This is a genomic window from Terrabacter sp. Soil811 (genome assembly GCF_001429655.1).
GTDB lineage: Bacteria > Actinomycetota > Actinomycetes > Actinomycetales > Dermatophilaceae > Terrabacter.
Window position 1 is genome coordinate 145,073 of record NZ_LMSX01000008.1, and the last position, 24,527, is coordinate 169,599.

The 24,527-nt window shown below is 72.0% G+C and carries 19 protein-coding genes; 11 read left to right on the forward strand and 8 right to left on the reverse strand.

The genetic code is table 11. From position 1 onward, the window contains the following. Positions 1-6 precede the first annotated feature (6 nt). Positions 7-717: an alpha/beta hydrolase gene (locus ASH01_RS11190; protein ID WP_082619752.1), complete on the reverse strand. Its 711-nt coding sequence runs from the start codon at positions 715-717 to the stop codon at positions 7-9. 2,260 nt (positions 718-2,977) lie between these two features. Between ASH01_RS11190 and ASH01_RS11200 the strand changes: the two genes are divergently transcribed. The 9 genes from ASH01_RS11200 to ASH01_RS11240 all read left to right on the forward strand — a co-directional run bounded on the left by ASH01_RS11200 (position 2,978) and on the right by ASH01_RS11240 (position 12,374). Then, complete coding sequence (locus tag ASH01_RS11200) at positions 2,978-4,141, forward strand: acyl-CoA dehydrogenase family protein (RefSeq protein WP_056775716.1); 1,164 nt, start codon at positions 2,978-2,980, stop codon at positions 4,139-4,141. 68 nt (positions 4,142-4,209) lie between these two features. Beyond that, on the forward strand, positions 4,210-5,190 hold the full coding sequence (locus tag ASH01_RS11205) for a glycosyltransferase family 2 protein (RefSeq protein ID WP_082619771.1): 981 nt from the start codon (positions 4,210-4,212) through the stop codon (positions 5,188-5,190). Positions 5,191-5,252: 62 nt separating this feature from the next. Continuing rightward, the gene (locus ASH01_RS11210; RefSeq protein ID WP_056775718.1) at positions 5,253-6,473 is read left to right on the forward strand and encodes a CDP-glycerol glycerophosphotransferase family protein; all 1,221 of its coding nucleotides are present in this window, start codon (positions 5,253-5,255) and stop codon (positions 6,471-6,473) included. Positions 6,474-6,632: 159 nt separating this feature from the next. Next, the gene (locus ASH01_RS11215) at positions 6,633-7,433 is read left to right on the forward strand and encodes an ABC transporter permease (protein ID WP_056775719.1); all 801 of its coding nucleotides are present in this window, start codon (positions 6,633-6,635) and stop codon (positions 7,431-7,433) included. Further along, entirely contained in the window at positions 7,433-8,188 is a 756-nt protein-coding gene (locus ASH01_RS11220; protein ID WP_056775721.1) for an ABC transporter ATP-binding protein, read from the forward strand. Before ASH01_RS11215 ends, ASH01_RS11220 begins: the two co-directional genes overlap by 1 nt. Next, the gene (locus ASH01_RS11225; RefSeq protein WP_056775723.1) at positions 8,185-10,104 is read left to right on the forward strand and encodes a DUF5941 domain-containing protein; all 1,920 of its coding nucleotides are present in this window, start codon (positions 8,185-8,187) and stop codon (positions 10,102-10,104) included. The genes ASH01_RS11220 and ASH01_RS11225 overlap by 4 nt, the downstream gene beginning before the upstream one ends. Then, positions 10,101-10,919, forward strand: coding sequence for a CDP-alcohol phosphatidyltransferase family protein (locus tag ASH01_RS11230; RefSeq protein ID WP_056775724.1), 819 nt, complete (start codon positions 10,101-10,103; stop codon positions 10,917-10,919). Before ASH01_RS11225 ends, ASH01_RS11230 begins: the two co-directional genes overlap by 4 nt. Then, positions 10,919-11,902, forward strand: coding sequence for a glycosyltransferase (locus ASH01_RS11235; protein ID WP_056775727.1), 984 nt, complete (start codon positions 10,919-10,921; stop codon positions 11,900-11,902). Before ASH01_RS11230 ends, ASH01_RS11235 begins: the two co-directional genes overlap by 1 nt. A 70-nt stretch (positions 11,903-11,972) precedes the next feature. After that, positions 11,973-12,374: an adenylyltransferase/cytidyltransferase family protein gene (locus ASH01_RS11240; protein ID WP_020144383.1), complete on the forward strand. Its 402-nt coding sequence runs from the start codon at positions 11,973-11,975 to the stop codon at positions 12,372-12,374. 72 nt (positions 12,375-12,446) lie between these two features. Here the strand turns inward: ASH01_RS11240 and ASH01_RS11245 are convergent, their stop codons facing one another. The 3 genes from ASH01_RS11245 to ASH01_RS11255 all read right to left on the reverse strand — a co-directional run bounded on the left by ASH01_RS11245 (position 12,447) and on the right by ASH01_RS11255 (position 17,266). Further along, on the reverse strand, positions 12,447-15,581 hold the full coding sequence (locus ASH01_RS11245; protein WP_056775729.1) for a SpoIID/LytB domain-containing protein: 3,135 nt from the start codon (positions 15,579-15,581) through the stop codon (positions 12,447-12,449). 235 nt (positions 15,582-15,816) lie between these two features. Beyond that, a complete protein-coding gene (locus ASH01_RS11250) occupies positions 15,817-16,473 on the reverse strand; it encodes a 3-oxoacid CoA-transferase subunit B (RefSeq protein ID WP_056775730.1) in 657 nt (218 codons plus the stop codon). A 1-nt stretch (position 16,474) separates the two neighbouring features. After that, entirely contained in the window at positions 16,475-17,266 is a 792-nt protein-coding gene (locus ASH01_RS11255; RefSeq protein WP_056775732.1) for a CoA transferase subunit A, read from the reverse strand. Positions 17,267-17,512: 246 nt separating this feature from the next. Here ASH01_RS11255 and ASH01_RS11260 point away from each other — a divergent pair, with 246 nt between their 5' ends. Beyond that, the gene (locus ASH01_RS11260) at positions 17,513-19,372 is read left to right on the forward strand and encodes a peptidoglycan-binding domain-containing protein (protein WP_056775733.1); all 1,860 of its coding nucleotides are present in this window, start codon (positions 17,513-17,515) and stop codon (positions 19,370-19,372) included. 11 nt (positions 19,373-19,383) lie between these two features. Here the strand turns inward: ASH01_RS11260 and ASH01_RS11265 are convergent, their stop codons facing one another. The 4 genes from ASH01_RS11265 to ASH01_RS11280 are packed head-to-tail and all read right to left on the reverse strand — an operon-like array spanning position 19,384 to position 22,367. Then, positions 19,384-20,112, reverse strand: coding sequence for a TIGR03089 family protein (locus tag ASH01_RS11265; protein ID WP_056775736.1), 729 nt, complete (start codon positions 20,110-20,112; stop codon positions 19,384-19,386). After that, positions 20,112-21,266, reverse strand: coding sequence for an LCP family protein (locus tag ASH01_RS11270; RefSeq protein ID WP_056775738.1), 1,155 nt, complete (start codon positions 21,264-21,266; stop codon positions 20,112-20,114). The genes ASH01_RS11265 and ASH01_RS11270 overlap by 1 nt, the downstream gene beginning before the upstream one ends. Next, positions 21,256-21,684 (reverse strand): DUF2304 domain-containing protein, encoded by a 429-nt coding sequence (locus ASH01_RS11275; RefSeq protein ID WP_056775741.1) that lies wholly within the window; start codon positions 21,682-21,684, stop codon positions 21,256-21,258. The genes ASH01_RS11270 and ASH01_RS11275 overlap by 11 nt, the downstream gene beginning before the upstream one ends. Next, on the reverse strand, positions 21,681-22,367 hold the full coding sequence (locus ASH01_RS11280; protein WP_056775742.1) for a glycosyltransferase family 2 protein: 687 nt from the start codon (positions 22,365-22,367) through the stop codon (positions 21,681-21,683). Before ASH01_RS11280 ends, ASH01_RS11275 begins: the two co-directional genes overlap by 4 nt. A gap of 98 nt (positions 22,368-22,465) precedes the next feature. Between ASH01_RS11280 and ASH01_RS11285 the strand changes: the two genes are divergently transcribed. Next, entirely contained in the window at positions 22,466-24,508 is a 2,043-nt protein-coding gene (locus tag ASH01_RS11285; RefSeq protein ID WP_056775744.1) for a glycosyltransferase family 4 protein, read from the forward strand. Positions 24,509-24,527: the final 19 nt, after the last annotated feature.

Consider the following 24,527-nt stretch of genomic DNA (forward strand, 5'->3'; position numbering starts at 1 on the left):
CGCCGGTCAGCGGGTGTCCGGAAGGGCGAGCAGGTCGAGCAGGTAGGGGTCGAAGGCCGCCTCCCACGAGCGCCAGTCGTGGCGGCCCGGCAGCTCGGTGAACGACACGTCGTGGCCGCTCGCGGCGCGGGTCTGCGCCATCTGGCGGTTGTTCGTCAGGTTGCCCTCCGCGGTGCCGCACGTCATGACGATGTGCGCGTCGGTGCGTCGCCGCCGGACCCGCCTGACGTTGGTCACGAAGGTCGTGACGCGGTCCCAGAACTCGAACTCCTCCTCGTCGTCGACGCGCTTGCGGAAGAAGGACCCCGACTGCAGGAAGAGTCCTCCGAACGTCCCCGGGTGCAACCACTCCGCCTGGAGCGAGGCGAGCGCTCCCAGGCTCGCTCCCATGAGGCTCGGCCTCCCGTCGATGGCGTATGCCGTCCCGACCGTCGGGAGCACGTGCTCGGTGAGCGCCTCCGCCCAGAGCGGGTTGGCGGCGTACCGCTCGTTGCGCGGGCCCGGCTCGAGCAGGACGACGCGGTTCGGCGGGACGCGCCCGGCCTCCGTCGCGGCCCGCAGGACGGCGAGGAGATGGGCCCGGCGGGAGTACTCCGGCCCGTCGTGGGCGACGAGCAGCGGGAGCGGGTCGGCCCGGCGCGTTCCGACCGGCGTGACGACCGCGATCTCGATGTCCCCGACCGGGGTGCCGGTCACCGTGAGCTTCCTGCGCGCCATGCAGAGACCCTATGCGCGGACGCCGCGGAGGACACCCCGGACCATCGGCCTCTCGGTCGGAGGGTCGGATTGCTCTGCAGGCGAACCGAATTCGTTGTCCACAGATTCGCTGCACCTCTTGAAAGTCGTTCGAACACCTGTTCTGCTTGATGCATCGAAGGATCACCGAGAGGAGGCTCACCGTGCCGTACACGCCGTCGCTGGTGGAGTCCTCCGGTGTGCCGGCGGGTGGGCGGTGGACGACTCTGCGGGTCGCGTGGACGGGCGACCGTGGCCGATTGTCCCGGTCCCTGGAGCCGGTGCTGGAGCGCTGGCGCGCGGATGCCGCACTCACCTGCGTTCCCGGTGCTGCGGTGGCGTGCGGGACGGGGCGCACCGGTGATGCTGCCCGGGTGGCGGCCGGTGAGCGTGCGGCTGCGGCGGTGGCGTTGGAGGGGTTGGCGCGGGCCGGGGAGCGGGTGCTGGCCGAGATCGAGGCGCTCGAGGTCGCCAAGGCGCGCCTCGAGGCCGACCTGCTCGCCGCGTACGGCGCGCTGGCCGGCATCGAGGCCCAACAGGTCGACGCCCTCCCGGTCGGGGCCGTCGCCCGGGTGTCCGCGCGGGTCTCGCCCGAGCGGGTCGTCANCGGCGCGCTGGCCGGCATCGAGGCCCAACAGGTCGACGCCCTCCCGGTCGGGGCCGTCGCCCGGGTGTCCGCGCGGGTCTCGCCCGAGCGGGTCGTCACCGAGGAGATCGCCCTCGCGACCGGGGTCGGCGCCGGGGAGGTCGCCCGCCGGCTGGCGCTGGCCACCGAACCCCGCCGGCACCGGGTCGTCCTCGGTGCGCTGCGCGCCGGTCGGCTGTCGCTGCACCGGGCGCTGCAGGTCGTCTCCGACACCGCCCAGCTCCCGGACGCGGACGTCACGTCGGTCGCGCAGGCGGTGCTCGCCCCGTCCCGGGACGGGCAGCCAGTCCCGCAACGGACCTTCACCGCCCGCCTGCGACGGGCGGTCGCGTCGGTCGATGCCCGCGGCGCCCAGGAACGGCACGCGCACGCCAGGGCCCGGCGCGGGGTGTTCGGCCGGCTCACCGACGACGGGATGGGNGCGGTCGCGTCGGTCGATGCCCGCGGCGCCCAGGAACGGCACGCGCACGCCAGGGCCCGGCGCGGGGTGTTCGGCCGGCTCACCGACGACGGGATGGGCTGGCTGACCGTGACCACCGACGCCGCGAGCGTCGCTGCGGTCATGGACCGCCTCGACACCACCGCCCGGGGGCTGCGCGGCGCGGGCGATGCCCGCAGCCTCGACCAGCTCCGCGCCGACCTCGYCACCGACGCCCTGCTGCACCGACCCGGCCACCCCGGGGCAGCACTCCCTGCCGCGCCCGGACCCGCCGTCGACGTGGCGCCCCGGGAGGCGTTCCGAACCGCGTCCGGAACCGCGTCCGGCAGGGCATCCGGAGCCATGCCCGGGACCATCTCGGGTGAGGCGGCGGCGCTGGCGTGGATCGTCGTCCCGTTCGAGGTCGCCACCGGSSAGGCCGACACCGCCTGCGAGCTCCCCGGCCACGGCTGGGTCACCGCCACCCACGCCCGCGAGATCATCACCCGCCCCGGATCCGTCTGGGCCACCCTGACCCGCCCCGGATCCGTCTGGGCCACCCTGCCCGTCGACCTGCCCACCGGCCGGGCCCTSWCCCGCCCGACCCGCAGCTACCGCCCGACGCGCGCCATGGTCGAGCACGTCCARGCCGTCGACGGGGTCTGCCGCGGACCCGACTGCCACGTCCCGGCCACCCGCTGCGACCTCGACCACGAGACCCCCTGGCCCACCGGACCCACCCGCGTCGGCAACCTCCACGCCAAACACCGCCTCCACCACAACCTCAAGACCGACGGCATCTGGACCTCCACCCCGACCCCCGACGACGGCCTCACCTGGACCACCCTCACCGGCCGCACCTACACCACCCACCCCAAGAACTGGCGCGNCCACAACCTCAAGACCGACGGCATCTGGACCTCCACCCCGACCCCCGACGACGGCCTCACCTGGACCACCCTCACCGGCCGCACCTACACCACCCACCCCAAGAACTGGCGCGCGGGCATCGCCCCGCTGGATCCACCGGATCCACCGGACCCACCGGATCCGAAGAGCCGGCCGAGCATGCTCGGGACGGACGGCGACCCACCACCGTTCTGATGCTGTCGACGGCGCCGTGGCGTGAATCACTAGGACGTCCTACTAAACCGAACTCGCGAGTAGGATGACGATTCGTGAGCACGAATGCCGACTTCGACCTGTTCCGGACCAGCGAGGACCACGAGGCCCTGAGGGAGGCCGTCCGCGCGGTCGCCGAGGACAAGATCGCCCCGTACGCCGCCGTCGTCGACGAGGAGGCGCGCTATCCCCAGGAGGCGCACGACGCCCTCGTCGCCTCCGACTTCTTCGCTCCGCACGTGCCCGAGGAGTACGACGGCGTCGGTGCCGACGCCCTCGCGACGTGCATCGTCATCGAGGAGGTCGCCCGGGTCGACGCCTCCGCGTCCCTCATCCCGGCCGTCAACAAGCTGGGCTCGCTCCCGCTCATCCTCGCCGCCAACGACGACGTCAAGGCCCGTTACCTGCCGCCCCTCGCCAAGGGCGAGACGACCTTCTCCTACGGTCTGTCCGAGCGCGAGGCCGGCTCCGACACCGCGTCGATGAAGTGCCGGGCCCGCCAGGACGGCGACGGCTGGGTGCTGAGCGGCCAGAAGTCGTGGATCACGAACGCCGGTGTGTCGGAGTACTACACGGTGCTTGCCGTCACCGACCCCGACGGACCTCGCGGCGGCAACGTCACGGCCTTCGTCGTCGAGAAGTCCGACCCGGGCTTCACCTTCGGCGCAAAGGAGCGCAAGCTCGGCATCAAGGGCAGCCCCACGCGCGAGCTGATCTTCGACAACGTCCGGATCCCCGGCGACCGCGTCGTCGGTGAGGTCGGCGACGGCCTCAAGATCGCCCTGCGCACGCTCGACCACACGCGCGTCACCATCGGCGCCCAGGCCGTCGGCATCGCCCAGGGCGCTCTCGACCAGGCGGTGGCCTACATCAAGGACCGCAAGCAGTTCGGCACGCGCATCGCCGACTTCCAGGGCATCCAGTTCATGCTTGCCGACATGGCGATGGAGCTCGAGGCCGCCCGCCAGATGGTCTACGTCGCGGCCGCCAAGTCCGAGCGCGGCGACAAGGACCTCACCTTCTTCGGTGCGGCCGCCAAGTGCTACGCCTCGGACGTCGCGATGAAGATCACGACCGACGCCGTGCAGCTGCTCGGCGGGGCGGGCTACACGAGCGACTTCCCGCTCGAGCGGATGATGCGTGACGCGAAGATCACCCAGATCTACGAGGGCACCAACCAGGTCCAGCGCCTGGTCATGGCCCGTCACGTCCTCAAGTAGGCTGGGCGCCGCTCGCGCGGGGAGGCCGGGCCATCGCGCCATGACACCCGACGACGAGAAGGACGCCTGTGGACCTGACTCCTGACCCCCAGCCCTCGGTCAGCGTCATCATGCCGATCCTCAACGAGGCGAGGCACCTTCGCGACGCCGTCGCGATGATCCTCGCGCAGGACTACTCCGGACCGCTCGAGATCGTCCTCGCGCTCGGGCCCTCGACGGACCGCACCGACGAGGTCGCCGCCGACCTCGCGGCCGCGGATGCCCGCGTGCACGTCGTGGCCAACCCGAGTGGGCGCACGCCCGACGGGCTCAACGCCGCCATCGGCGCCAGCACCGGCGCGGTCATCGTCCGCGTCGACGGTCACGCGGAGATCCCCGACGACTACATCAGCGTCGCGGTTGCCGAGCTGCTCCGGGTCGGCGCCGACAACGTGGGCGGGATCATGGACGCCCAGGGCACGTCGGCCTTCGAGCGCGCGGTGGCCGCCGCGATGCGCAGCCCGCTCGGCGTCGGGAGCGCCCGCTTCCACACCGGCGGCGAGCCCGGCGATGCCGACACCGTCTACCTCGGTGTCTTCCGTCGCGCGGCGCTCGAGCGAGTGGGCGGCTACGACCCGCACTTCGCCCGCGCGCAGGACTGGGAGATGAACCACCGCATCCGCGAGACGGGCGGCAAGGTGTGGTTCACGCCCGACCTCAAGGTCACCTACCGCCCCCGCGCATCCGTCCAGGCCCTCGCCAAGCAGTACTTCCACTACGGACGGTGGCGCCGGGTCGTCGCGAGGCACCACGAGGGGACCATCAACCCGCGCTACCTCGCACCGCCGACGATGGTCGGCGTCACGACGGTGGCCACGATCGCCGGTTTCGTGTGGCCGCCCGCCTGGATCGTCCCGGCGGCGTACGCCGCGGGCGTGACGGCCGGCGGACTCGCCATCAGCAGGGGCGAGTCGGCGGCGACCCGGGCCGCGACGCCCGTCGTCCTCGCGACGATGCACTGGTCGTGGGGCATAGGGTTCCTGACGAGCCCGAGCAGCCTCAAGCGCTGATCCGCGGGCGACCCCGCCCGACCTCTCCTCACACGACACCTCATCGGAAAGGGACGTCGATCGTGCTCGACAACGCGAAGCTGCTGGTTCAGCTGGGCCAGCAGGCCGTCCGCCGCCAGATGGCCAAGCGCAAGCTCTCCGCGCGGATGGAGCGCTCGGGCCTCGAGCGCGGCACCGACGCCCCGTTCCGCTGCGCCGTCTACTTCTCCGACGAACCGGTCAACCTCTACCAGATCCGGCAGTGGTACGCCCCCCTCCAGGAGCTGGCCAAGACGCAGCCCGTCGTCGTCATCTCGCGCATGCCCGAGACGACGAGCCTGCTCCTCGACGAGTGCCCGCTCCCGGTCCTGCACGGACCTCGTGTCACCGACATCGAGGCGTTCATGGCGGCCCACGAGATCGGTCTCGTCCTCTACGTCAACCAGAACGTCCGCAACTTCCAGATGTTGCGCTTCGCCGAGCCGGCCCACGTGTTCGTGAGCCACGGCGAGAGCGACAAGTCCTACATGGCCTCCAACCAGCTCAAGGCCTACGACCGGGTCTTTATCGCGGGACCGGCCGCCGCCGAGCGCCTCAGCGGTGCACTCGTCGAGTTCGACGTCGCCACGCGAGCGGTCGAGATCGGTCGGCCGCAGGCGGACGTCACCTACGAGGCGCCGCAGCTGCCCGACGACGGGCGCACCACGATCCTCTACGCCCCCACCTGGGAGGGCGACCGCCAGAGCATGGCCTACGGCTCCATCGCGACCCACGGCGCAGCACTGCTGACCAGCCTGCTCGCCGACCGCCGGCTCCGGATCGTCTACCGACCGCACCCGCGCTCGGGGACGTTCGACCCGGCATACGGCACGGCGTCGACGCACCTGGCCCGCCTCGTCGCGGAGGCCAACCACGCCGACCCCGCGGCCGGGCACCTCGTCGACACGGAGACGGCGTTCGGCTGGCACCTGGCCCGGCTCGACGCGTGCATCACCGACATCTCGGCCGTGGCCCTCGACTGGCTCGCCACCGGCAAGCCGCTCGTGCTGACGCGTCCCGCGAACCCGCGCGCCGACGTCGAGCCGACCCGGCTCAACACGAGCGTGCCGATGGTCGAGGTCGACCGCGCCCGCGAGATCATCGGCATCCTCGACGACGCGATGTCGGCGTCCGATGACTCCCGGGCCGGGGTCGTGCGGCACTACTTCGGCGACACGAGCCCCGGCGCAGCGACGCAGCGGTTCGTGCGGGCCTCGACCGATCTCATCGAGGCGCGGCTCACCCGGATGGTGCGCCAGACCTAGACCGACCCGAGAGTGCCCCGGCACGGACCCGTAGCGGCCGTGGACGCGACACATGGCGAGCACCCCTAGACTTCGGCGAGGATCGGGTGGGGGACCGCCCAGCCCGGCCCTGGATGCAGAGGCCTCGAGACAGCACGAAGGAGAAGGTGGTCTGCGCGCATGATCGGCGTGTCCCAGTTCCGTGGCCTCATGGCCAACCGTCAGGTGGTGCGCACCCTCGTGGAGCGCGACCTGCGCGTCCGGTACGCCGGCAGCGTGCTCGGCTGGGTGTGGACGGTGCTCGACCCGCTGCTGATGGCCCTCATCTACCTGGTCGTCTTCACCGTGATCTTCCAGGCACGTCGAGGCGGCCACCAGCCCTACTTCCTGCACCTCGTGACCGGTCTGTTCCTGTGGCAGTGGTTCGCCCAGAACATGACGGAGACGTCGCGGGCGCTGCTGTCGGAGGCGCGCCTCGTGCGGTCGGCCAACCTGCCGCGTGAGCTGTGGGTCGTGCGCGTCGTCCTCGCCAAGGGTGTCGAGTTCGTGCTGACCCTCCCGGTCATCGCCGCCTTCACGATCTTCTACATGATCACCGGGCAGACGAAGCTGCACTGGACCATCGTGCTCCTGCCCGTCTCGCTCGTGCTGACCTTCCTGCTGTCCGTGGGCATCGGCATGATCCTCGCGCCGGTCACCGTGCTCGTGAACGACATGGCTCGCGTCGTCCGCATCGTGCTGCGTCTCGGCTTCTACGCCACCCCCGTGCTCTACAGCGCCGACATGGCGCCGCCGGTGCTGCAGAAGCTGCTCCTGTTCAACCCGATGAGCGGCATCCTCGAGCTCTTCCGGTCCGGCTTCTTCAAGGGTGAGATGAACATCCTGTCGGTCAGCTCGGCCGTCGTGCTGACGGTCGTGCTGCTCTTCGTGGGGGCTTTCGTGTTCAAGCGGCTCGAGCCGGCCGTGCTGAAGGAGATCTGATGGCCAAGCCGGTGATCGAGGTGCGCAACCTCGGGATCGAGTTCTACCGCTCCCGTCGTCGGCGCATGTCGCTGCGCGAGATGGTGCTCAAGCGACAGAACAGCGCGCCGAGCGAGACGTTCTGGGCGCTGCGGAACATCTCCTTCGACGTCGCCCGGGGCGAGGCCGTCGGTCTCGTCGGCGGCAACGGCAGCGGCAAGAGCACGCTCCTGCGGATGATCGCCGGCGTCATGCTCCCCGACGAGGGGCACGCCACGGTCCGGGGCAGGGTCGCCCCGCTCATCGAGCTGACCGGTGGCTTCCTCGGCGAGCTCACGGCGCGCGAGAACGTCTACCTCGCTGCGGGTCTGCACGGCCTGACCAAGGAGCAGATCGACGCCCGCTTCGACGAGATCGTCGACTTCGCCGGCCCCCAGGTGCAGGCCGGCATGGACATGCCGTTCCGCCACTTCAGCTCCGGCATGCAGGTGCGCATCGCCTTCGCGCTCATCACCACCCTCGACCAGCCCGTCGTGCTCGTCGACGAGGTCCTTGCCGTCGGCGACCGCGCCTTCCGCGAGAAGTGCTACGAGCGGATGGAGAACATGCTCTCGGGCGGCAAGACGCTCTTCCTCGTGTCGCACAGCGAGCACGACCTGCGTCGCTTCGCCGAGCGCGGCCTCTACCTCGCGTCGGGCCAGCTCAAGAGCGACGGTCCCATCGACGAGGTGATCGCCCAGTACAACGCCGACGCCGACGCGGACGCCGCTTCGTGAGGCTCGACGAGCGCCCGCTCGTCGGCGACGCTCGTGCCCGGGCCGTGCACGGCCGGTCCTCCGGTGGCGACCTCCTCGTGGTCGGCGGTGCCCCGGCGTCGGACCTGCTCGAGTCGCTCGAGCCCTTCGGCCTCGCCCGCCACTCCGCGCCCGTCGACGCGCACACGGTCTCCTCGGACCTGCTGGCCGCAGCGGACGTGGCCGCGGCCGCGAGCGACGTGCCGCTCGTCGTGGTCAGCCACGACGTGCGGATCAGCCCCGTCGCCCTCCTCGACCTGCTCGACGGACCGCGCGACGTGACCTCGACCGCGGTCGTCGACGGCCCGGTCACCGACCTGCGCGGTGACGCCTCCGACGTGGCGCCGGGCGGCTTCGCCCCCGTGCGGGTCGACCCCGTGTCCCGACGCGTCACCTCCGTCGGGACCGTGCGGCACGTCGTGAGCGGACCGACGACGTATGCCGCCGGCATCCTGCGCGTCGCCGCGTCCGACCGCATCCGCGTGGCCGAGGTCCTTCGGGCGGCAGCGACGAGCGAGTCGGCAGGGGAGCCCGGCATCCAGGTCTTCGACCTGGCGGTGCTCGCCGTCGTCCGCGACGCCGTGGTCCCGGTCGCCGCGACACCCCTGGCCCACGTCACCGTCGAGCGCGGCCACGAGCAGCGTCCCGGCGTCGTCGGCTCCGCGTGGCAGCAGCGCCTCCGCGCCGCCTCGCGCGGCAATGACGGCGTCTTCTCGACGCACGCGATCCGTCCGCTCTCACGTCGCCTCACGGCATACGGCCTCGGGCGCGGCTGGACGCCCAACGTCGTGACGTTCGTCAGCCTCCTGCTCGGCCTGGCGGCGTGCGCCCTCGCCGCCGTCGACACGCGTTGGACGTGGGTGCTCGCCGCCGTCCTGCTCCAGGCCTCGCTCGTCGTCGACTGCGTGGACGGCGAGCTCGCCCGGTTCACGCGTCGCTACAGCCCCCTCGGCGGGTGGCTCGACGCGGTCAGCGACCGCATCAAGGAGTTCACGCTCGTGGCGGCCGTGGCGTGGGTCGCAGCGCGCCGGGGCGACGACCTGTGGTGGCTCGCCATCGTCGTGCTGGCCCTCCTCGCCGTCCGTCACGCCGAGGACTTCGCCTACGCGACCCGCCACCGTGCCCTCTCAGCCCGACCCGTCGTGCCACGGGCGCTCGACGTGCCCGGCGACGGGGGAGCGCAGGGGGCCCGCACCGACGTGCCGGCCGCGCCGACGGGCCGCGCCCGTCTCGTCCGCGACGTCAAGCAGGTGCTGCACCTGCCCATCGCCGAGCGCTACCTCGTCATGTCGGTGGGGCTCCTCCTCTACAGCCCTGCCCTCCTGCTGTGGGCGCTCGGGGTCGCGTCAGCCATCGCGTTCGCGTGGACCCAGGTGGGGCGCCTCGGCAAGGCCCTGACCGGGCGGGACCACTTCCGCGCCGACCAGCCCGACCCCACGCTGCCGCACCTCGTCGACCTCGCCATCGTGCCGCGACCGACCGGGCGCGGGCGGCTCGCCTGGCAGCTGCCCGGCCTGCTCGTCGCCGTCGAGGCGGCGGCCCTGCTCCTCGCCGCCGGCGGTGACCCGGTCGCCCGCGCCGCCGCGTACGCGTGGCTGGCGGCCGTGTGCTGGCACGTCTACGACAACGTCTACCGGCTGCGCGAGACCGGCCGCGGCACGCCGCACGCCCTCGTCCGCGCCACCCTCGGGGTCGAGGGCCGCGTCGTCGTCCTCGCGATCATCGGCGGCTTCACCGACCGGCCGGCCGTGCCGCTGCTCGTCGGCGCGGTCCTGCTCATCGTGGCGTATGCCGCCGAGTCCGCCCGCGCGTGGCGCGCGGTCATCGGGTCGGCCCCCTCCGGTGGGGCCACCGATGCGGCAGCGGACGGGTCGACACGGCAGGATGGCTCCTCGTGACGCACGACCCGACGCACGACCCGACGAACGACCGTCCGAGCATCGCCGAGCTCAAGGCCGTCGCGCAGCCGCCCGAGCACATCGCCCGCTACAACGCGGAGCACTGGGCCGGCGCGCTCTACATCCGTCACCTCTCGATCTACGCGACGCGCGCCCTCCTCCCGACGCACATCTCGCCCAACGGCGTGACGTGGCTGATGATCCTCACCGGCCTCGTCGGTGCGCTCGCCATCCCGTTCGGCGGTCTCGTCGGGCCGATCGTCGCGGTCCTCGCCATGCAGCTGCAGATCCTGCTCGACTGCTCCGACGGTGAGGTCGCCCGGTGGCGCCAGCGGTTCTCGCCCGCCGGCATCTACCTCGACCGCATCGGGCACTACGTCACCGAGGGGGCGATCCCCGTCGCGATCGGCCTCCGAGCCGACGGGTGGAGCCTGTCGGCGCCCGGCGACGTCGGGGGCTGGACGGCGCTCGGCATGCTCGTGGCGCTCGGCGTCCTGCTCAACAAGGCCTTCACCGACCTCGTCCACGTGGCCCGCGCCAAGACCGGACGCCCGCCGCTCGAGGACGTCGAGGGCACGGCCCGCCCCAAGGCGTCGGGCATGGCGCGCCTGCGACGCGCCTTCGACTACGTGCCGATCTTCAGGGCCTTCGTCGCCGTCGAGGCCTCGATCCTCGCGCTCGTCGCTGCCGTCGTCGACGCCGTCCACGGCGACCTGCTCGGCACGCAGGTCCTCGTCATCGCGATGGTGCCGCTCATCGTCATCACGGCCGGGGGCCATCTGCTGGGCGTGCTGTCCAGCTCGAGGCTCGACTGATGACCGGCAGCGAGGCGTCGGTCGCGCCGCTTCCGGTGCTCCAGTGGGCCCAGGAGCACGGCGAGGTCGGCGGGGTGCGCACGAGCCACGCCCAGCTGACGAGCGTCCTTCGGGCAGAGGGCATCCCGGTGTCCTACGTCGACACGGGATCGGCGCGGCGCGCTGCCTCGATGCTGCCGCGGCTCACCCACCGGTCGCTTCACCTGCTGCACCTGACCCGCCTGTGGCGGGCCATGCTGCTCGCACCCGTCTTCGCACTGCTGTCGGGCCGCACCGTCCTCGTGCTCCACTCCGGCTCGACCGGGGGGCAGGTCGCGCGGATGACCGCCTGGCGCCGTCGGGCCCTGGTGCTCGCGCTCTACGCCTATGACGAGATCTGGGCGGTCAACGACGAGATCGGGGCCATCCTCCCCGCCGCGCTGCGTGCGCGGATCACCGTCGTGACGCCCTTCGACTCGTCCGCGGCTCCGGTGCCGAGCCCGTACGAGCGGCAGCCCCACGCACTCGCCCTCGCGACGAACGCCGGTCTGGCGCACTACAACGCCCAGCTCGGCATCGACACGGTCCGTCGCGTGCGTGAGCGCTGGAGCGACGCGACGCTCACGGTCCTCGCCTACGGCCACGAATCCCCGGAGGTCGAGGCGCTGCGTCGTCTCGGCGAGGTGGAGCCGTGGCTGACCGTGGCCTTCGACTCCAGCGCCGACGAGGTGTCGGCCGTCCTGTCCCGCGTCGGCACGTTCCTGCGGCCCACGAGCTGGGACGGTGACTCCGTCATCGTCCGGGAGGCCCAGGCGGCCGGAGCCACCGTCGTCGCCAGTGACACCGCGCCCCGGCCGGCCGGCGTCGTGCTCGCCGCTCTCGATGCCGAGGCGCTCGCGGCAGCCGTCACCGACGGGGGACCCGTGAGCGACGGCAGTGGTCTCGCCCAGACGACCCTGGCCGACGCGGTGCGCTCCGCCGAGTCCGCGGCGACTCGTCGCTGAGCACCCGGACCGGTACCCTCGCTGACGACGCGTTGGGTCTCCCACCCCGTCCACCTGCCCTAGGAGAAGAGTGACCCACCGGACCGTCATCACCTTCGGGACCTTCGACGTCTTCCACGTCGGGCACGTCCGAGTGCTCCAGCGAGCTGCCGAGCTCGGCGACCGCCTCGTCGTCGGCGTCTCGGCCGACGCGCTCAACATCGCGAAGAAGGGTCGCCCGCCCGTCTTCAACCAGGACGAGCGCCTCGAGATCATCTCGGCGCTCAAGGTCGTCGACGAGGTCTTCGTCGAGGAGTCCCTCGAGCTCAAGCGCGACTACATCGTCGAGCACGGTGCCGACGTCCTCGTCATGGGCGACGACTGGGCCGGCAAGTTCGACTGGGTCGGCGACGTGTGCGAGGTCGTCTACCTGCCGCGCACGCCGTCGGTGTCGACGACCGGCCTCATCGAGCACATCGCCAGCCTCGGCTGAGGCGCTCGCACACCGCCACGGAAGGGGCCCGGGACCGATGCACCCGGTCCCGGGCCCCCGCCGACGGCAGCCTTACTGCCCCCAGGCGGCCGTCGACGCGTAGGTCCCCGCGGAGAGCGGAGACGTGAGCCGAGCCGCTCCCTGGACGCGGTAGACGAGCAGCCTCCCGTCGCTCGCGCGTCGGGCCAGGATGTCGTCGCGGCCGTCACCGGTGATGTCACCCGCGCCGCGGACCGCGCTCATGGCGTTCCACCCGCCCAGACCGATGACCTGTGCAGCACCGAGGGTTCCGGATCCCGAGCCCGGGTAGAGCACCAGGGCGCCGTCGGACGCCCGGACGCACAGGAGATCCGGATGTCCGTCACCCGTGAACTCGCCGGCACTGAGCTGCGTCAGCCGGCTCCAGCCCGACGCGATGGTCGAACTGCTCCGGATGCCGCCGGCTCCGTTCCCTCGGTGCAGCACGACTCTGCCGTCGGTCCACCGCGTGACGAAGTCCGTGTAGCCGTCCTCGTCGAAGTCGCCCACGGGCAGGATGTGGCTGGCGCCGGTCCATCCCGACGCGAGCAGCGTGCGCCCCGCATTGAGGTTGCTGCGGCCCAGGCCCGGATAGACCCACACCTGTCCCGCCTTGTCGATGGCGGCGACATCGCCGAGGTTGTCCTGGGTCCACGGTCCGATCAGGGCAGTCGCTCGCATGTCGGCGAAGCCGCTCCCCGCGATCTGTCTCACGGTGAAGCTCAGGGACCCGGTGTACGAGAGGGTCTTCATCGCGCCGCCCGATGGCAGAAGTACATCCGCGAGGGAGTCGCCCGTGACGTCACGAGGGGAGAAGTTCGTCGACCACGGGGGTGTCGATGTCACGACCCACCACGTGCTCCGCAGCTTCTGCGAGGTGCGGAAGGCGTCCGCCGACACCGTCACTGTCGATGCCGACCCCGTCAGCGTGACGGAGGCGACACGTCCTCCCCATGTCCCGCTGCCGCCGCCACCGACCCGGGGACCGACCGTCAGGCGGACGAACCGTCCGATCGTCGGGTAGGCGCGCTCCACCGAACCGACCGGGAGCGTGGCAGTCCACGAGTGCGGGTTGGACGACGAGGCGACCGCGCCGTCGTAGGGGTCGGTCTTGCCCGGGAGGTAGGCCGTGCCGCCACTGACCGTGCGCCCACCGTTCGACGCGGAGTACTGGGTGAAGGTGGGCTTGCCTCCGTAGGTCAGGACGGTCCCGGCCGTGGCCGTCGTGGCGTTCGTCGAGCGCGTGTCCTCGTAGCGGCGCACGAGGGTGCCTGCCGAGCTGTAGTCGGCGATGCCGTTGTACGCCTGGCACGACACGTCGCAGATGTCGTAGACGCGGGAGCCGGCAGCGGCACGCGAGTGGGCGGCATACGTGCGGGCGGCCACGGCCTGCGCCGACAGGGCTGCTGCGGGCCAGCTCGCCGACATCTCGACGGGCACCACGGCGCGTGTGTAGCGCTCGGAGCCGACGAGGTTGACGGCGTATGCCTTCCCGGAGACGGGCACGACGCGGACCGACCCTGCGTACTCCCGTTGGGTGCCGCTCGGCAGCAGCACCCGGACCGACGACGTGGAGGGGCGGCTCACCGTGAGCGGCAGCGTCGAGCCCCGCCATGTCGTCACGGTGGACCAGCCCGCGCCCGAGTTCGCCTGCAGCGTCAGGGCCGAGCCTTCCGGGACGATGCGCCATCGGTACGCGCTCGAGAGGGTGGACTGCCGCTTGCCGTCCGAGATGACCATGCCGCTGACCTTCGAGAACTGGGTGCCCGACGTGCCGACGGCCGAGAGCCACACGCGCAGCGTCGGGTCGGCCTGGGCGGTGCGCGTCGTGCCGGGGTAGTAGAAGCCGACGATCTGCTGCCACGTCAGGGCCTTCGTGGCCGCGCCGTAGGCACCCCACTGTGAGAGGCCGACGCCGTGGCCGAATCCGTGGCCCGCCAACGTCAGGACACCGTTCGTGGGGCGAGGGTAGGTCTCGGACGCGGCCCGCGGGGCCATCGGGTTCCATTGCCCGTCACGCCAGATCGCGCCGGCGTTGCTGCGGATCGTCGGCAGCTGCTTGGCGTATGCCGTGTCGCCCGGGCAGCCGGTCAGGCTGAGGTCGCGGTGTCCGATGGTCCGCGGCAGCGTCACCTTCTGGCCCGGGTCGAACTTCGAGTTGCCGCTGGAGGTCAGCGTCACCGACGACGTCGGGTCGAAGAGGGACCGGTCGGCCTCCCAGGCGACGAGCTTGGTCACGGTGCTCTGGGTGGCGGCCGGGAAGGGGACCGACGTGAAGTCGCCGATGACCGAGATGCCCGTCGTCTCGGCGTTGAAGCCGCCGGCCTGGGCGCCCTGGACGAAGCCGGCCGGGCTGCCCTTGCGGCCCTCGTAGGCACGGCCGAAACGGTCGACGAGGATCTGGTAGCCGATGTCGCACCAGCCCTGGCTCTCCGTGTGGTACGCGTAGATCGAGCGGATGATGGCGGGCGCCTGGTCGGCGGTGTAGGTGTTCGAGTTGACCGTGTGGTGCACGACGACGGCCTTGAAGCCGGGGAGGCGCTCGGCGTCGCACGTGCGCAGGCTCTCGTCTGCGCCCCACTGCGCGCGCGAGATGATCGTCGGTCGGGTGACGGCCGCGACGGCCGAACCAGCGGGGGCGGAGAGTGCGTCGTCCGCGCTCGACCGGCCGCCGTCGACGAGACTCGCCCGGAGACCGCGCGGGAGGGTGCCGTCGGGGGTGGTGACCCGGATGTCGATCCCGTCCGAGCCCGCCGCGGCCACGGCCTCGGTGCCCGGGCGCGCGTGGCGGGCGTCGGCCGAGCCGGGGTCGGGCCCGTCGCCGTCGAGGCCGAGGTCGGTCCAGCCCGACCACCCGCTCTCCCCGTGGGTGCGCACCTCGACGTGGGTACCGGCGGGTGGCGTCGTGTCGAAGGTGACGCCGGCGAGGTCGAAGTCGACACCCTGGACCTGCTTCGTGGCCACGACGGGGTCGCCCGCGCCGTGTCGGTCACCGGTGGCGGCGGCGGTCCCGGAAACGGTCGCGGACCGTTTCGCGGTGCCCGTGCCGACGCCCGCGACGGCCGGGACGGCGACGTCGTGGACGACCGGTGAGACGGGGCGCGGCGTGGCGCCGGATGTCACGGTGGGGACCACCATGAAGGTGGCGGTCAGCGCGACGACGGCGAACGAGGTGGGGATGGGGCGCACGGGAGTCACTCCTGGGTCGGAAGACGCAATGGTCCCAAATGTCCCATTTATCGGAGTGAACGCAAGGCCTTGGTGGCCAATTCGTGACCGTGCCAGCCGAATTCACAGGAAATGCGGCATCGCCTGTCCCGTGAATGACAGCGGACGGTAAATTCCGGCGCCTGCCGGTGAATGGGAAAAGGCGCGGTCACGACCTTCGTGACCGCGCCTTTCCCGGTGGTCCGGAGGCCGGGGCTCAGCCGTGCGACGGCGCCGGCTGGAGGTCGACCGTGAGCTCGGGCTCGGTCTTCTCGCGCACCTCGGCCTCGGTGACCCCGGGCGCGAGCTCACGCAGCACGAGCCCGGTCTCGGTGACGTCGAGGACGCAGAGGTCGGTGATGATGCGCTGGACGACGCCGCGCCCCGTGTAGGGCAGCGAGCACTCCTTGACGATCTTGTAGGAGCCGTCCTTGGCGTTGTGCTCCATGAGCACGATGACCTTCTTGGCACCGTGCACGAGGTCCATCGCGCCGCCCATGCCCTTGACCATCTTGCCGGGGATCATCCAGTTGGCGATGTCGCCGCCCTGCGAGACCTGCATGGCGCCGAGGATGGCGGCGTCGACCTTGCCGCCGCGGATCATCCCGAAGCTCGTCGCCGAGTCGAAGAAGGCCGCGCCCTTGCGCAGGGTGACGGTCTCCTTGCCGGCGTTGATGAGGTCGGGGTCCTCCTCGCCGTCGATCGGGTAGGCGCCGACGCCGAGGATGCCGTTCTCGGACTGGAGCACGATCTCGACGTCGTCGGGGACGTAGTTGGGCACGAGCGTCGGCAAGCCGATGCCAAGGTTGACGTAGGCACCGTCGGCCAGCTCGGCGGCGGCGCGGGCCGCCATCTGCTCACGGGTCAGAGCCATCTCAGGCCTCCTGCTCGGTGGTCGTGCGCGGGCGGACGGTGCGGCGCTCGATGCGCTTGTCAGCGGCCTGCTCGGGGGTCAGCGGGAGGACGCGCTGCACGAAGATGCCGGGCAGGTGGATCTCGTCGGGGTCGAGCTGGCCGGGCTCGACGAGCTCCTCGACCTCGGCAACGGTGACGCGGCCGGCCATGGCGCACAGCGGGTTGAAGTTGCGGGCGGACTGGTTGAAGACGAGGTTGCCGTGGCGGTCGCCCTTCGCGGCCCGCACGAGCCCGAAGTCGGTCGTGATGGCCTGCTCGAGGACGAACGTCCTCGTCTCGCCCATCCAATCGAAGTCCTGGGTCTGCTTCGGCGGGGACGCCACGGCGATGGTGCCGGAGTCGTCGTAGCGCCAGGGCAGTCCGCCGTCGGCGATCTGGGTGCCGACGCCCGTCATCGTGAAGAACGCGCCGATGCCGGACCCGCCGGCGCGCAGGCGCTCGGCGAGCGTGCCCTGCGGCGTCAGCTCGACCTCGAGCTCGCCGGAGAGGTACTGCCGCTCGAACTCCTTGTTCTCACCGACGTACGAGCTGACCATGCGGCGGATCCTCTTGTCGCGCAGCAGGATGCCGAGGCCCCAGTCGTCGACGCCACAGTTGTTCGAGACGGCCTCGAGGTCGGTGAGGCCGGCGTCGTGGATCGCCGCGATGAGGACGGATGGGATGCCGCAGAGACCGAAACCGCCGACCGAGAGCGACATTCCGTCGCTGATCCCGGCGATGGCCTCCTGGGGGGTGGAGACGACTTTGTCCATGGGTCGGACTCTATCCGCGCCGTCGCGCCCGGGTGCCGTGGGGTCGTCCCACACGAGCGCGCCGACCTGTGGTCGCCGAGCACGTATGCCGTACGGCGTGCGGGGGAGGGAATGACAGTCGTGTCATTTGAGACCCCCAGCGAAGAACACGTCTGTAATTCGTCGAACCGCCTTGTGATGGGTGTGACTGGAGTGCATAAATGGTGCGGGAGTAAACCCGCTCCCTCCCCTGACAAGAGGTTCACCATGGCCTTGCGCCGACACCGACTGGGCCTCGTCCTCGCTCTTCCCGCGCTGACCGTGCCCATGACGGCGAGCCCGGCTGCGGCGGTCCAGGCGCCGCCGACCCGGACGCTCCCGAGCACCCTCGACGTGTACGTGCCCTACCAGGAGCAGACGGTCTGCGACCCCGTGGCGCGTCCTGGCGTGCTCGCGTTCGCCCGGCTCATGACCTCTCACTACGGGATGGGCTCGACGGGACTCATCGGGCGCGCCTGCGGCAGCGGTCCGTCGGAGCACTACGACGGGCGGGCCTGGGACTGGATGCTCAACGTCGACAACCCCTCGCAGGAGGCCGTCGCCCAGTCGGTGCTCGCGTGGCTGACCGCCCCCGACAAGAACGGCGTCAAGGGCGCCATGGCCCGTCGCTTCGGGATCATGTACATCATCCACGACCGCAAGATGTGGCGCTCCTACGCGACGGAGCGGGGCTGGGCGCCGTACTACGGCTCATCGCCGCACACGGACCACGTGCACTTCAGCTTCAACTACGACGGGGCGGCCGGCCGCACGTCGTGGTGGACGGGGGTCGCGACCCGCAGCTACCTCACCTCGCTCCCGCCGGCGGCGACGACGCTGCCGACGACCCCGCCCAGCACCCCGACGCCGTCGACGCCCGTGACGACGAAGCCCGTGCTGCTCTCCTACGGCATGCGCTCCGAGGCGGTGCGCCAGCTGCAGGTCCGGCTCGGCAACCTGCCCACGACCGGCTACTTCGGCGACCAGACCAAGGCCCGTGTCGTCGCCTACCAGACCTTCGTCGGGCTGCCGCGGACCGGCGTCGCCGACCTGCGGACACAGGAGATCCTCGCGGCCCGCGGGTGGCGGAGCGTGACCGCGGCCTACCCGACGCTGAAGCCGGGGACGACCTCGGCCGCCGTCAGGACCCTCCAGGGCAAGCTCGGCTCGCTGCCGACCACCGGCTACTACGGCAGCCTGACCCAGGCTCGGGTGACGGCGTACCAGAAGTTCGTCGGCCTGCCGCAGACCGGAGTCGCCGACCCGGTGACGCAGGCCCGACTCTGGGTGCGCGGCTGGACCGGGACCGCGGCGGCGTCCGGCACGACGACGAAGGCCTACCCGACCCTGCGGTTCGGGATGACGTCGGCGGCGGTCAAGACGCTCCAGGCCAGGCTCGGCTCGCTGCCGACGACCGGCTACTACGGCACGCTGACGCGCGCCCGGGTGACGGCCTACCAGCGCTTCGCCGGGCTGCCGCAGACCGGTGTCGCCGACTCGGCCACGCAACAGCGGCTCTACACGCGCGGCTGGTCGGCGACGACGAGCACCGTCGCGCTCGTCACCAGCACCACCACGGCCGGGAGGGACCTCGCCATGACCACCTATGCCAGCACGTCGTCACGCAGCAGCGCCGGGGTCGCCAGCGTCGACATCGCCACGAGCTACACGGCATACAAGAGCCTGACGCTCGCGACCGGGTCGCGCGGCGCCGCGGTGCGCGTCCTCCAACGGGCGCTCGGCGGCCTCGCCGTCGACGGTGTCTTCGGCTCCGTCACACGCGACAAGGTCGTCTCGTTGCAGCGCTCGCTCGCGCTGCCACAGACCGGGGTCATGACCCCCGAGCTCTGGGACGTCCTCGAGGCCCGTGACTTCCCCTTCGTGGCCGACCGTTCGACGGTGCTGCGCGCGGGTGACACGGGACCTCAGGTCGTCGCCGTGCAGCGCCTGCTCGGCGTCCGTCAGACGGGCGTCTTCGACCTGGCGACGCGCGAGGCCGTCAAGGCCGTGCAGGCGCGGGCGGGCCTCGCCAGCACCGGGGTCGTCGCGTCCCGGACCTGGTCGCTCTTCGACCGGCTGTCGGCGTAGAGCCTTGTCGCTCAGGCGCTCTCGCGGGCGTCGACGGTGACGCCCTCCGAGGCGAAGCGGTCTGCGAGGTCGTCGCGCTGACCGCGCACGAGCACGACCGACCCGTCGACCGCCCAGGCGGCGAGCGCCCGGCGCAGCACCGGCTCGAGGGCGCCGCCGAGCACGACGCGCGGGGACGTGCCCCAGCCGTCCTCGGGCGCGACGACGGCGCCGTATGCCGTGTCGACGCCGTCCGCCGCCAGCGCGACGTCGCCGGGCTCGGCGTCGGACATCGGCGAGAAGAGGTCGCCGTGGGTGGCCAGCTCGCGGGCCTCGTCGACGGCGCCACCCGCATCGTCGGCCTCCGGGTGCCGACGGGCCAGGGCCGGCAGCGAGACGAGCACCGCGTCACCTCCGTGGCCGGCGGCGGCAGCGGGGGAGCCGGTGACGAGCACGTCGGCCCCGGTGGCCGCGTCGCCGACGACGACCGTCGCGCCGACCGACCACGCCGCGAGGGCCCAGTAGAGCGAGCGCCAGTGCGCCGGGAGGTCGATGCCGACCGTCGTGCCGGGGCCCGCCGCGGCGTCGTCCTGGAGGAGGTTCGCAGCCTTGGCGACCCAGTTGGCCAGGACGCGGGCGCTGAGCTCGATGCGCTCGCCCGCGGTCGGTCCCGGCTCGTCGTCGTACCACGTCAGGCGCGGCCGGCCCGGGTCCGCGGCGACCATCCGCGCGAGCACGTCGGCGGGCAGCAGGTCGGCCATCAGCTGTTCTTCGCTCCTTCGACGGTGGTGCCGGCTGGCGGCTCGGTCAATGGCTCGTCGTCCTTGAGGGCCTTGAAGAGCGCCTTGGCGCGCTCGGTGTCCCACTTGACGGCGAGGGCGCCGGCGCTCGTGCGGTAGGCGAGGTCGGAGGTCGGCACGGACAGGGAGAGGCCCTCGTCGTTGCTGACGGCACGCATGGCCTGGAGCACCCGGACGGCGTCCACGATCCCCGTGTCCTGGCCGACCGCGAGGCCCGCTGCGGAGGCGTCGGCGAAGCTCTTGTAGCGCCAGGGGATGAGCACGGTCGAGGGCGTCGCGGCCTTCTTCATGAGCGCGCCGAGGAACTGGCGCTGCCGGGCGGCGCGCCCGATGTCGCCCAGCGGGTCCTCGTAGCGGGAGCGGACGTAGCCGAGGGCATTGCCACCGTCGAGGGTCTGGCAGCCCTTCTTGAGGTCGATGCCGGCCTTCTTGTCCTTCATGTCGCGCGGCACGCAGAGGTCGACGCCGCCGACGCTGTCGACGACGGCGGCGAAGCCACCCAGGCCGATCTCGATGTAGCCGTCAACGTGGATGCCGGTGACCTGCTCGACGGTGTCGGTCAGCAGCTTGGGTCCGCCGATGGAGTACGCGGCGTTGATCTTGTTGGAGCCGTGCCCCGGGATGGGCACGTAGGAGTCGCGGGGGAGCGAGACCATGACCGGCTTGCCGCCGCTCTCGGAGACGTGGACGAGCATGATCGTGTCGGTGCGGTTGCCGGCCGCGTTGCCCGTCGCGTACTTCTTGCGCTGCTCCTTGGTCAACCCCTCACGGCTGTCGGAGCCCACGAGGAGGTAGTTGTAGCCCGACGTGTCGGTGGGCCGCTCGCCAGCGGGGATGTTGTCGACCTTGTTGACGGCCCCCCACGCCTGCATCGGCACCCAGACCATGAAGCCGATCCAGGCCAGGAGCAGCACGAGCAGCACGACGAGCGCGATGCGTCCTCGGCGCCAGCGGTAGCGGGGCTCACGCGCCGGGGTGTCCGGTCCGGCGTCCCTCTCGTCGATGCGCGAAGCGGCGACGGCCGCGCCGCCGGGTCGCTTGGGGCCACGCCGGGTGTCGACGACGTAGGCGTCGTCATGGCCGGGACGACGCGGAGTGCTCGGATCAGTCGGCATCGGCTGCCTTCACGCTCGGGGACGGGGGAACTTCGCCGGACAGTGTGACAGCCGTTCCTGTCGACTTCACGTGCTCGGCTGCGGACCCCGCCTCGTCGAGGGCGATGCGGCGCGCCAGGCGGGTGTAGCGCGTCTCCATCGCACGGAAGCGCTTGTAGGTCGTCACGACGAAGCCGAGGAAGGCCACGACCAGCCCGTAGAGGATCAGGTCGGCGCCGCGTCCGATCCCCAACGCCTTGGCGAGGTTGGTCCACGTCTTGCTCGGGTCGATGATCGAGTAGATGACGAGGCCGAGCAGGAAGAGCAGCCCCAGGCGACGCAGCGCCTGCGTGCGCTGTCCCGAGCCGATGAGCAGCCGCCAGGCGATCGCGAGGACCGCGGCGATGAGCAGGATCTGGATGACACTCTGTCGACTCATCGCCAGATCAGCTCCGCGAGGATGTTGACGGCGTTCCAGAGCGACTGGCCCTTGGCCTTGGAGTAGTCGGTGTAGAGGATGTGCACGGGCTCCTCCGCGTAGGCGACCTTCGCGCCGTCGAAGCGCATCGAGCCGATCTGGGCGACGATCTCGGAGGCGTGCGCCATCCGGTTCTGGGTGATGTCGAGGCGCTGCACGACGTCACGGTGCAGGACGCGCAGGCCGTTGTGCGCATCGGTCAGTCGGGTGCCCGTCGTGAAGTTCGTGTAGGCGACCGCGGCCCGCAGGACGAGCCGCTTCGAGGCCGAGGCGTCGGTGCGCTCGTCGAGGAAGCGTGAGCCGAACACGACACGCACGTCGCCCTGCCGGATGCGGTCGACCATGACCTCGACGTCGTGGATCTGGTGCTGGCCGTCGGCGTCGTAGGTGACGACGTAGCGCATGGCCGGGTCGCCCAGGGCGTAGTCGAAGCCCGTCTGCAGGGCCGCGCCCTGCCCGAGGTTGACGGGGTGGCGCACGACGGCCGCACCCGCCTGCTCGGCACGGTCGGCCGACCCGTCGTGCGACCCGTCGTCGACGCACACGATGTTGGGGAAGACGGCGCGGGCCTCGCGCACGACGTCGGCGATGACGGCTGCCTCGTCGTAGAGCGGCACGACCAGCCATACGTCCTCGTTCTGCATGCGCCCAGCGTAGAGCGCCGTCGGTGCCCTGACCGACACGCGAGGCGCGCGCGGCAGCACGCCCGGGAGCCGGGGCCGGGAACTAGAGTCGGGGCACCATGACGGACGACTCGACGGGCTCGGCCGCGCTCCGCATCGCGATCGTCGGCCCGACCCACCCGCACAAGGGCGGCGTCGCCGCGCACACGACGATGCTCGCCCACCACCTCGCGGACGCCGGGCACGACGTCACGCTCGTGTCGTGGGCACACCTCTACCCCTCGAAGCTGCACCACGCCGATGCGTCCGTGCCCGACGGGGTGCCCGAGGTGCCTCCGTTCCCGCGGACGATCCGGGCGCTCAGCTGGGCTCGGCCCGACACGTGGGTGCGGGCCGGTCGGCGGCTGCGCGATGTCGACGCGATCCTCGTCGTCCACGTCATGCCTCCCGTCGTCCCAGCCCACCTGGCGCTGCTGCGGGCCGCTGGCGCCGTGCCGGGTGGTGATGGTCCGCGCCCTCAGTCGGTCGTCGTCTGCCACAACGTCCTGCCGCACGAGCCGCACCCGGGTGATGCCCGGCTCATGTCAGTGCTCTTCTCGCGCGTCGACTCCGTGCTCGTGCACAGCGCCGACCAGGCCACGGTGGCCCACGAGCTGGGGGCCCGACGAGTCTCCGTCGCCGACCTCCCGCCCCACCTCCCCGGGGGCGACCCGATCCACCGCGGACCGCGGCCCGGTCCCACCCGCCTGCTCGCCCTCGGCCTGATCCGGGAGTACAAAGGCATCGACGTGCTCCTGCGCGCCATGCGGACCGTGCCCGAGGTCACCCTCACGATCGCCGGTGAGATCTGGGGCGCCAACCGCGGCGTGATCAGCCGCCTCGCCTCGGACCCGGCGCTCGCCGGGCGGGTCGAGATCCGCGACGGCTACGTCCCCGCCGACGCGCTCGCCTCGCTCCTCGCCGACCACGACGTGCTCGCGCTGCCCTACCGCTCGGCGACGGCCTCGCAGAACGTCATCCTCGGCCACGCCCACGGGCTGCCCGTCCTCGCCTCCGACATCGCCCCCTTCTCCCAGCAGGTGGCCGACGGCGTCAACGGGATCCTCGTCCCGCCTGAGGACGAGCGAGCGCTCGCGGGTGCGCTGCGCCGTCTCGGCGACCCCGACGTCCGCCGCCGCCTCGCCGAGGGCGTGCAGACCCCCGACCTGTCGGGACCGTGGGCGCACTACCTCGGAACCCTCGAGGCGCTCTCCGTCGACGAGAGCGTGCTGCTCGGCGACCCGGGCTTCCCCGTCGACGAGCCCGGCGTGCCTGCAGAGGACCCCGACGACCCCGACGACCCCGACGACCCCGACGACCCAGACGACCCCGACGACCTCCACCCCAGGGACGACGACGGGCCGGCGGAGCAGGGCCTGCTCCCACACGCCCGCCGCGTCCTGGGTCGCGGGGCTCGCAGCGTCGCCGGCCGGGCCCGTCGCACCGCGACCCGGGCCGTGGCGGCGCGGCGTCCGCTCGTCTCGCTCCGTCCCGACGACCTTCCCGAGTGGGTGCTCGCGACCGACGTGCTGGGCGAGCCCGACGAGGCCGACGACGCCCGCCGGCTCTCACGCATCCTCGGCCTGCCGCGATCCCTCGACAGCGTCTCGGCGTGGGCGGCCCTCGGCAGTCTCGCCGCGATCCTGCGGGTGCGCGACGACGGCCGCCGGAGCGCCGTGATCGTCGACGAGGGCGGCACGCGCTCCCTCCTCTCCCGGTGGGCCCGCGCGGTCGGCTTCGCCCCCGTCGAGATCGACTTCACCGGCTCGCACCCGAGCGTGGCGGCGCTCGACGTCGACACCGGATCCCTCGACGTCATCGTCCGCATCCACCCCCATGGCTGCGACGCCGACGACGTCGACCACGTGCTCGAGCAGGCCTCGTGGGCGCTGCGCTCCGGCGGCCTCCTCGTCGTCACGGTCCCGATCGGCCCGCGCGCGGCCGAGGGGGCCGTCGGACCCGCCGACGTGCGTGGCATCCTGGCCCGCGCCCACGACCTCGGGTTCGTGCTCATCGGCGACCTCGACGGCGATGTCAACGCCCGGATGCGGGAAGCGGCGTCACGCGCCCGGGCCGACGACGCGGCATACGGCCTCGTGCGTCTCACGCTGCGACGGCGCTGAGCACCCGGATGACGCTGCG

What these genes read in the sequence shown, in the direction of transcription:
- ASH01_RS11270 (WP_056775738.1), bottom strand. Translation starts at nt 21,266, where the DNA reads ATGCCGACTGATCCGAGCACTCCGCGTCGTCCCGGCCATGACGACGCC.
- ASH01_RS11190 (WP_082619752.1), bottom strand. Translation starts at nt 717, where the DNA reads ATGGCGCGCAGGAAGCTCACGGTGACCGGCACCCCGGTCGGGGACATC.
- ASH01_RS11265 (WP_056775736.1), bottom strand. Translation starts at nt 20,112, where the DNA reads ATGGCCGACCTGCTGCCCGCCGACGTGCTCGCGCGGATGGTCGCCGCG.
- ASH01_RS11260 (WP_056775733.1), top strand. Translation starts at nt 17,513, where the DNA reads ATGGCCTTGCGCCGACACCGACTGGGCCTCGTCCTCGCTCTTCCCGCG.
- ASH01_RS11220 (WP_056775721.1), top strand. Translation starts at nt 7,433, where the DNA reads ATGGCCAAGCCGGTGATCGAGGTGCGCAACCTCGGGATCGAGTTCTAC.
- ASH01_RS11250 (WP_056775730.1), bottom strand. Translation starts at nt 16,473, where the DNA reads ATGGCTCTGACCCGTGAGCAGATGGCGGCCCGCGCCGCCGCCGAGCTG.
- ASH01_RS11235 (WP_056775727.1), top strand. Translation starts at nt 10,919, where the DNA reads ATGACCGGCAGCGAGGCGTCGGTCGCGCCGCTTCCGGTGCTCCAGTGG.
- ASH01_RS11285 (WP_056775744.1), top strand. Translation starts at nt 22,466, where the DNA reads ATGACGGACGACTCGACGGGCTCGGCCGCGCTCCGCATCGCGATCGTC.
- ASH01_RS11215 (WP_056775719.1), top strand. Translation starts at nt 6,633, where the DNA reads ATGATCGGCGTGTCCCAGTTCCGTGGCCTCATGGCCAACCGTCAGGTG.
- ASH01_RS11280 (WP_056775742.1), bottom strand. Translation starts at nt 22,367, where the DNA reads ATGCAGAACGAGGACGTATGGCTGGTCGTGCCGCTCTACGACGAGGCA.
- ASH01_RS11255 (WP_056775732.1), bottom strand. Translation starts at nt 17,266, where the DNA reads ATGGACAAAGTCGTCTCCACCCCCCAGGAGGCCATCGCCGGGATCAGC.
- ASH01_RS11275 (WP_056775741.1), bottom strand. Translation starts at nt 21,684, where the DNA reads ATGAGTCGACAGAGTGTCATCCAGATCCTGCTCATCGCCGCGGTCCTC.